This window comes from Aestuariivirga sp., assembly GCF_046093005.1.
Taxonomy (GTDB): Bacteria; Pseudomonadota; Alphaproteobacteria; order Rhizobiales; family Aestuariivirgaceae; genus Aestuariivirga.
Genome location: NZ_JBJTER010000041.1, coordinates 1 through 5,069 on the forward strand (window position 1 = coordinate 1; position 5,069 = coordinate 5,069).

Annotated in this window: 9 protein-coding genes; 4 read left to right on the plus strand and 5 right to left on the minus strand. The window is 62.5% G+C overall.

Annotated elements, in window-relative coordinates:
- Together ACKOED_RS03205 and ACKOED_RS03210 are read right to left on the minus strand one after the other, a co-directional pair.
- A partial coding sequence (locus ACKOED_RS03205; protein ID WP_408915130.1) for a DNA methyltransferase occupies positions 1-454 on the minus strand: 454 nt, incomplete at its 3' end.
- On the minus strand, positions 447-1,190 hold the full coding sequence (locus ACKOED_RS03210; protein ID WP_408915131.1) for a ParB/Srx family N-terminal domain-containing protein: 744 nt from the start codon (positions 1,188-1,190) through the stop codon (positions 447-449). The genes ACKOED_RS03210 and ACKOED_RS03205, both read right to left, overlap by 8 nt.
- 84 nt (positions 1,191-1,274) lie before the next feature.
- Here ACKOED_RS03210 and ACKOED_RS03215 point away from each other — a divergent pair, with 84 nt between their 5' ends.
- Together ACKOED_RS03215 and ACKOED_RS03220 are read left to right on the plus strand one after the other, a co-directional pair.
- On the plus strand, positions 1,275-1,577 hold the full coding sequence (locus ACKOED_RS03215; protein WP_408915132.1) for a hypothetical protein: 303 nt from the start codon (positions 1,275-1,277) through the stop codon (positions 1,575-1,577).
- Entirely contained in the window at positions 1,574-1,987 is a 414-nt protein-coding gene (locus ACKOED_RS03220; RefSeq protein ID WP_408915133.1) for a type II toxin-antitoxin system VapC family toxin, read from the plus strand. Before ACKOED_RS03215 ends, ACKOED_RS03220 begins: the two co-directional genes overlap by 4 nt.
- Here ACKOED_RS03220 and ACKOED_RS03225 read toward each other — a convergent pair.
- From ACKOED_RS03225 to ACKOED_RS03235, 3 genes are all read right to left on the minus strand, one after another.
- On the minus strand, positions 1,968-2,213 hold the full coding sequence (locus ACKOED_RS03225; protein WP_408915134.1) for a hypothetical protein: 246 nt from the start codon (positions 2,211-2,213) through the stop codon (positions 1,968-1,970). The genes ACKOED_RS03220 and ACKOED_RS03225 overlap by 20 nt on opposite strands.
- Before the next feature lie 267 nt (positions 2,214-2,480).
- Positions 2,481-2,984 (minus strand): DUF6362 family protein, encoded by a 504-nt coding sequence (locus ACKOED_RS03230; protein WP_408915135.1) that lies wholly within the window; start codon positions 2,982-2,984, stop codon positions 2,481-2,483.
- Entirely contained in the window at positions 2,981-3,745 is a 765-nt protein-coding gene (locus ACKOED_RS03235; protein ID WP_408915136.1) for an AAA family ATPase, read from the minus strand. The genes ACKOED_RS03230 and ACKOED_RS03235 overlap by 4 nt, the downstream gene beginning before the upstream one ends.
- Before the next feature lie 736 nt (positions 3,746-4,481).
- On the opposite strand from ACKOED_RS03235, the gene ACKOED_RS03240 reads away from it, so the two are divergent.
- Together ACKOED_RS03240 and ACKOED_RS03245 are read left to right on the plus strand one after the other, a co-directional pair.
- A complete protein-coding gene (locus tag ACKOED_RS03240; RefSeq protein ID WP_408915137.1) occupies positions 4,482-4,784 on the plus strand; it encodes a hypothetical protein in 303 nt (100 codons plus the stop codon).
- 36 nt (positions 4,785-4,820) lie between these two features.
- Positions 4,821-5,069 (plus strand): transposase (locus ACKOED_RS03245; protein WP_408915138.1); only part of this gene is annotated, 249 nt, incomplete at its 3' end.

Below are 5,069 nucleotides of genomic sequence, written 5' to 3' on the forward strand. Positions count from 1 at the left end.
GTGCATCGCCCACGCGCCATTCGGGCAAGGGATCGGCGGCGATGGCGAGTTGCGCGCGGTTCGCCTCGACCTGCTCCGGCCGAAGTTCGATCCCGACATAGCGACGCCCCAAGCGCGAGGCGACAATGCCGCGCACCGAGCCGCCCGCGAAGGGATCGAGCACGGTTCCGCCTTGCGGGCAGAACCAGCGATAGGCGATCTCGCACAAAATCGGATCGAAGATCGACGTGCCGGAAGCGGTCGGCGCGTCGGACGCCTCGTAGTGTTCCGCAAGGAATTCCTCGGTCGTCAGATCGCGGCCGATCTCGGCCTCGCGAGCCCGCTTTTTGGCGTAGAAGCCTGGATCGCCCGAGGTGTGCGATGGCATCAGCACGCCGCCGTTGGTCGTTGCGCCGACCTCATGCTCGCCCCGCATCAGATCCTGGCCGAAGGTGCGGGCGAGACCCTTAGCCATGGGCGGGTTTGTCCTTCTTTCCGGTCCAGCCGCGATCCAGCGGGCGGGGTGAGCCGCCGGGCGCCGCGTTGTTCCGGTTGCGATAGTGGTTGAGGCCGGGCTCGGTCACGCCGTCGGCGACGCCATAGGTCGCGCCTTCGCCGCGTCCGAGTTCGGAGCGGATGCCGAGATCGATCCAGGCGCGCTTGCGATCCTGCCACCAGCCCTTGCGGGCATCGAGCACCGAGAAGGGCGGAATGCCGAAGCGCTCGGCAAGGGTCGCGCGTTGAGTTTCGGCCGAGGCATCGGACGATGGCTCGCCATCCGCCGCGCTATCGCCGCCGGCATCGGCGTCAAGGCCATCGAGCAGACGGCCGAGTTCTTCCTCGGCGAAGCCCAGCAGATCGAGATCGAAGGCGTCCTCAACCAGGGCGGCGATTTCGGCCTTGAGCATGGCTTCGTCCCAGCCCGCATTCTCCGCGATCCGATTGTCGGCGATCACCAGCGCCCGCCGCTGCGATTCCGAAAGATGAGAAAGCACGATGACCGGAACCTCGGCGAGACCCAGCTTCTCGGCGGCTAGAACGCGGCCGTGGCCGGCGATGATCACATCGTCGGCGCCGATCAGCACGGGGTTCACGAAGCCGAACTCGGCAATCGAGCCCGCGATCTGGGCAATCTGATCGCCCGAATGGGTCCGCGCGTTGCGGACATAGGGGATCAGCCGCGCAATCGGGCGGGTCTCGATCTTGAGCATTTTGTCTCCGAACGCAGGATTCAGTTGGCGTTAGCAAGATCCCGGTGATATAACCGGAAACAATAGAGAGGCGAAGGAGTGACCATGGCGACTACGTCCCAAAAGAAGGCTTCGACGACACATCGGCGCCGGGCGGTTGCTCGCGGGCTTGTCCGGGTCGAGGTTCAGGCTGTTAGAGCCGACTCTGGCCTTATCCGCGCACTCGCAGAAACCCTTCGTGGCGAGCCAGAGCGAGCGAAAGCGCTTCGCTCCACTTTGGAGCGGGCGCTCATTGATCCAGAGGTCAAAACCGCTTTCGATGTTTTCGGTTCTGATCTTGCGGACGAGGCGTTTGCAGGCATCTTCGATCAGCCGCGCCAGAAGGGCTGGCGTGAGGCCGAACTTTGAAGTTCCTCCTCGATACGAACGTAATTTCCGAAATCCGCAAGCGAGAGCGGGCGCATCCAAATGTCGCGAAGTGGGTTGCTCAAACCCCGGTGAAGGACATCGGAACGAGCGTTGTAGTGCTCGCCGAAATTCGGCGCGGAATCGAACTCAAGCGCCGCAGAGATCCAGAACAAGCCGAGAGACTTGATCCCTGGTTCACGCAGATGCGAACCAGGCTCGGTGATCGTGTGCTTCCCATCGACGAGCCGATCGCCGAAGCCTGGGCTTACCTGGGCGTCCCTGATCAGCTTCCATTTGTTGACGGGCTACTCGCTGCAACCGCAAAGGTGCATGGGTTAACGCTCGTTACCCGAAACACAGGTGATGTCGTCCACACTGGCGTTTCGATCATTAATCCTTTTCTGGACTGACTGCTGTGAGCCCAATCGACTCCGGCAGCGACAGATGATCCTCGGCGACGAAATCCCCAGCCGAGCCGCGGACGCGAGCATCAAGCTCGTTCGTCTTGACCTTGAAGAGTCGGCCATTCGACGATTCTCGCCGTAGCGCCAAATCGGCACCGACGAGCGGAGATCGACGCAAAGCGTCAAGAACTCTGCCAATAGTTTTCACTGTTTTCGCGACGGTGCTCTCCATTCCTGTTTCCAGAGGCCAAAACGAGCGCACGATATCACGAAAACTTGAGAAACAGGAGCGACACCCGTTCCGCCGCGAATCCGCGTTCGAACCCGCGAACCCTGGAGGCGGGGGTGCGAACCCTATTTTCGGGGTTGCCGCTGGACGGGGATCGGGCTGTTGCCCCCCGCATACGCCGAACGCCGGGAAGAACCTAAAAGGCCCGGGAGGAGCAACGCGCGATCCCGCCCATCATATTGGTTTTTATGCCATATTCCGTCTCAAATGTCATGCGGTTTGTGGCACGATGTTTCCGTGTTTTGCCGTCTTATGCGGCGGTTTGCGGCGCAATGCCGGAGTGGCTTTCTTGCCTGGCTGCGGGAGCATCGGACGAATCAGCCCCGCGTTGTGCCGGTTGGCGATGGTGATCAGCGCCGCCGCCCAGCGCCGCCAGGCGGAGGCCCGCGACAGACCGATCCGCCAGCAGATCGGCTTCCAGCGCACGCCCTCGGCGCGCAGCCACACGATCCGCGCATCGTCAGGCTCGCGAAGCCACGACAGCCAGGTGAAGGTTTCTTCCATCTGCGAGATCGCCTGCGGCGAAGGCGACAGGCGCGGCGCCGTGGCAGCCTCCCAGCCATAGGCGTCGGCCGCCGCCCGCACGATGGGAGGCCAGGCGCTGGCATGGCCCCGCACGCCGATCCCGGGCAAACGGCGCAAGGTGCGGGCCGCCTCCTCGAAGCGGTCCTCGATCTCATTCGGCGACAGAGGCCCGGAGAAGCGCCTGCTCATTGCCCGCCTCCGATCCCATTGGCCATCGCCCAGGAGAGGATCGCCAGGGCGTTGGCCTCGTTGTCGTCGGCGGGTTGAAAGCCCAGCGCGCGCACCGCCCGCACGACCTCGTCCTTGGGCGCGTTGCCCTTGCCGGTGACGTGGCGCACCCAGAGACGGCGGTCGCCGTCGCTCACGCCCAGCTTGCCGGCATCGCTTTGCGACATCGCGAAGAGCGTCCGCATGATCCGGGCGACGCCCGCCAGGGAGGAGGCCCCGCGCGAGGCGGAGAGCGATCCGGCCCAGCCATCGGGCGCGGCGGGCGGCGGCTTGCCGGTATAGTGGACCAGCACGACCGCGCAATCGCACAGCCGGGCCACGTCGCGCCACATCGCGGCGACCGCCTTGATCTGGACGTTGTCGTTCTCGTCCGCCTCATGGGTTTCGACGAAGGGATCGACGATGAGGAGGCCGATGCCATCGGCGCGCACGCGATCGATCACCGCGGCGAAGGCGGGCAGGCGCAGCACCGCGCCATCGCGGGTTGCTCGGGCGACCACCAGCGGGCTCGCCGCGCCCGAGTTGAGGCCGAGCCGGCCGCGCAGATCGCCAGGCGCTACATCCCATTGCCGCATCACCGCGGCGAGGCGGCGGCGCAGTTCGGGCTTGTCGTCCTCGTTGTTCCAGACCCACGCCTTGACGGTTTCGTGGACGGCCTCCCCGGCGATCTCGCCGCCCACCCCCGGCGCGCCGGGCGGCCACCGGACCGCGTTCCCGCGCAATCAGCCATTTCCGGAAGGCATCGGCCCGATAGAACACCTTGCGCCCGATCCGCACCTGAGGAGGGCCGATCCGGCGGGTTTGCCAGCGTTGCAGCGTATCAGCCGAAACGCCGATTTCGGCGGCAACCGCCGCGCGTGGCCTCGTTGCGGGTCGTGTCGCGGTTGGCGTCCGGCATCGGTTCTCAAGCTCTATAGCGCTTTGAGTTTAGCCTGAACCATCATGTTAAGCCCGGCGTCCCCCCGGCGAAAGCCGGGGGGCCAGCTTTGACAAGAATAAGCTGGATGCCAGCTTGCGCTGGCATGACGGCTGCGGAGAGCGACACGATTTTGTTAAGGCACAACATGCTCTTGCCGCCGCCACGAAGAGGATGGCCGGATCACCTCCGGGCATGATGAGCATTATTCGGTTTGAGATCAATGACCCCGTCCCGGCCGGACCTGGCGTGTTCGCAGGACACCGGCAGCACAAGCGGCCAACACCCACTCACCATGTGTGTAACATAAGGTTGCAAAGATCTCAAAGAACAATTTCAAAGTGTATTTTTATCAGCTCTCCGTTAACAATATTCAATCTCAAGATGGATTTTGATGGTCTACATGGTCAATATATGATAACTAACAGTGTCAAAAGATCTGAACATTTAACATGGATCAATATGCAATTTTAAAATGAACTATTAGAATTGATTTCGAATAGGCGCCCGAGCTGCTGAAAAAACAGGCAGGAGTAACTGAGTTGAACAGACAGGTCTTGATGGCATCGGTGGCGGCGGGGGCGTTGATGCTCGTCCTGCCGAATCCGGCGGCTGCCCAGGCCGTGCCGCCGTTCACGCCGCCCAACCCATGCGTGGTCACCGGACTCGCGCCGGACAAGATTGTCACCTGCACGGGTATTGTGGCGGGCGGCGTGAACATTGCGAACCAGACGACCGCAACTTACAGAACTCTTATCGTCAAAGACCTGCAGCAAGACATCAATGCATATACGGTCGTTGGCTCATTAGGTGGTGTTGACAAAGTGGATTCACAAATCACGTGATTTCTGATTCAAGGCTGTTCTTTGCGGAGAACAGCGATGGTTCGCGGGTTGATGTCGGACAAGGAATGGGCGTTTTTCGAGCCATTTGTCATCGAGAGGGGACCGAAGCGTGGACGACCTCCAGGCGATCATCGACTGGTGCTCGATGGCGTGTTTTGGATCGCCAGGACCGGCGCGCCTTGGCGGGATTTACCCGAGCAGTTCGGCAAGTGGGGCTCCGTCTACCGTCAGTTCCGCCGCTGGTCTGTCGCCGGGATTTGGGATGCGATGCTGGAGGCGTTGAAT

Bases quoted from the DNA above. Each gene is read 5' to 3' on its own strand.
- ACKOED_RS03210 (WP_408915131.1), bottom strand. From the start codon at position 1,190: ATGCTCAAGATCGAGACCCGCCCGATTGCGCGGCTGATCCCCTATGTC.
- ACKOED_RS03215 (WP_408915132.1), top strand. From the start codon at position 1,275: ATGGCGACTACGTCCCAAAAGAAGGCTTCGACGACACATCGGCGCCGG.
- ACKOED_RS03225 (WP_408915134.1), bottom strand. From the start codon at position 2,213: ATGGAGAGCACCGTCGCGAAAACAGTGAAAACTATTGGCAGAGTTCTT.
- ACKOED_RS03230 (WP_408915135.1), bottom strand. From the start codon at position 2,984: ATGAGCAGGCGCTTCTCCGGGCCTCTGTCGCCGAATGAGATCGAGGAC.